Source organism: Klebsiella sp. 4_1_44FAA, assembly GCF_000238715.1.
Taxonomy (GTDB): domain Bacteria; phylum Pseudomonadota; class Gammaproteobacteria; order Enterobacterales; family Enterobacteriaceae; genus Klebsiella; species Klebsiella pneumoniae.
In genome coordinates, this window is the sequence record NZ_JH414826.1 from 1 (window position 1) to 1,724 (window position 1,724).

Consider the following 1,724-nt stretch of genomic DNA (forward strand, 5'->3'; position numbering starts at 1 on the left):
CGCATGGCGGCCAGTCGTTCGGCTCCGGCCCGGTGGTACTGCGCCAGCATTTCAATGCCGATATAGCGGCGTCCGGCGCGGTATGCGGCGACGCAGGTCGAGGCACTCCCCGCAAACGGGTCGAGAACAATCGCGCCAGGGGTGCTGAATGACTCAATCAGCGGCTGTAGCGCCTCCACCGGTTTCTGGTTTGGGTGCAGAGGGTTGCCGGTATACGGGAAAGGCATCACATCCGGCAGCGGTCTGAGGGGTGGCACCGGGCGGCCTTTGGCAAGGACATAAGCCCCTTCATGGCGGTAGTCCACGAATCCGCGACGGTCTTTCGCATTACGGCGGTTGGAAGCATAGGTTTTGGTGAACACAAGCTGGCCCACGGCATAGAACCCCGCCGCCTTCCATGCGGCCATAAAGCGGTCCACACGGTTCCAGCCGTAGAAACTGACCATCAGGGCGTCTTTTTTAAGGACGCGGTACATCTCCAGCGTGGCCGGTTGCAGCCATTCGTCCGTCACATCCCCGGCAATCTGTCTGCCCTGGCGGTCCTTAAAACCGACGAGGTAAGGCGGATCGGTCACAATAAGGTCCACGGCACGGTCGGGGAATCCGCGCATCACATCAATACAGTTCCCGAGAATGAATCTGGACATGGCAGCACTCCTGTAGTCAGAGGGGACAGGAGGTATCACCGCGATACCGTTCCCTGCCGCACGCTGCCTGTTCATCGCGTCCGGTCACGGGTCAGGCCGACCGTGGAATACCGCAGCCGTCAGTCTTTTCGACGGTAAGGATATGCCGCGAAAGCGGCTTGAAGGGCGTTCCTTAAAAGGGCGAGGGACTGGCGTACACTCTCAACGACGCCGGGCCTGAGCGGAAAAGCCGCCCGTCCCGTACCAGACCGGACGCGAGACACTGGCAGCGGGCGGCAGGCTTGCGTTAACTCCAGGCGAACGGGGAATTACCGGCATACCTGTCCACAAATCCGGGGCTTAAGATTGTGGATAACCTGAAGGCAAACGACGGAGAAGCGCGGGAGAACAGACGCCACCACGTCTGTTCTTTTTTTGAACAACCGGAAAGTTTGTATCAGCGGTTCAGGGATTTATCCCCGGCCAGGGACAGGCCAATATAGACGCCAGCCCCCCAGATGACCTGCGACAAAATGAAAACCCACTGCGGAACGTCGAAAACCAGAAGCGGAAGCAGACATACCGTCACAATGCCAATCAGCCGGCTGCCAAATTTTCTTCGCACCGGTTCACTGCTGTCGACGGGAATGCGGGCGAGACGGAGAACATTTCTGAATCCTGGTGACATGAGAACCTCCCTGGGATGCCAGTCATTTGAAATCGGTATAGTAGTGGATGTGATTCGTACTGTTAGTCACCGAATGCACGCCGCATATTTTTCTTTATTTCCCGGGTATCCGACCCGGACACCGGCGCGGCAGATGCTGTCGGCGTATCCGGTACTGCAGCTGCAGCCCTGTTCACGTCAGCGGTGCCGGCCATCTGCTGAACCAGTGCCTGCAGCTCACTGACCGAGGTGGGCGGTACCGGCATACTGGCCAGCAGGCGCGGCAGCTCCGGTGCCGTCGTGTGGAGGGCAAGACCGGTGATAATCAGGTTTCTCAGCAGATCCCCACGCAGACGGGATGACGCTTCCGTCAGCACACTTTCCACCCGTTCCCCACTCCGGCCATTCTGAAGCGTCAGGGTGTAACGCCG

General features: G+C 59.3%; 3 protein-coding genes and 1 pseudogene. All 4 read right to left on the reverse strand.

From position 1 onward, the window contains the following. On the reverse strand, nt 1-647 hold a 647-nt coding region (locus HMPREF1024_RS00250), incomplete at its 3' end, for a DNA methyltransferase (protein ID WP_009310056.1). 71 nt (nt 648-718) lie between these two features. Further along, nucleotides 719-888, reverse strand: a pseudogene (locus tag HMPREF1024_RS31910) (hypothetical protein); the annotation flags it as partial. 195 nt (nt 889-1,083) lie between these two features. After that, nucleotides 1,084-1,314: a hypothetical protein gene (locus HMPREF1024_RS00245; protein ID WP_001568040.1), complete on the reverse strand. Its 231-nt coding sequence runs from the start codon at nt 1,312-1,314 to the stop codon at nt 1,084-1,086. A 62-nt stretch (nt 1,315-1,376) separates the two neighbouring features. Next, nucleotides 1,377-1,724, reverse strand: a 348-nt coding sequence (locus HMPREF1024_RS00240; RefSeq protein WP_009310057.1) for a plasmid partitioning/stability family protein, incomplete at its 5' end; no start/stop codon positions are given.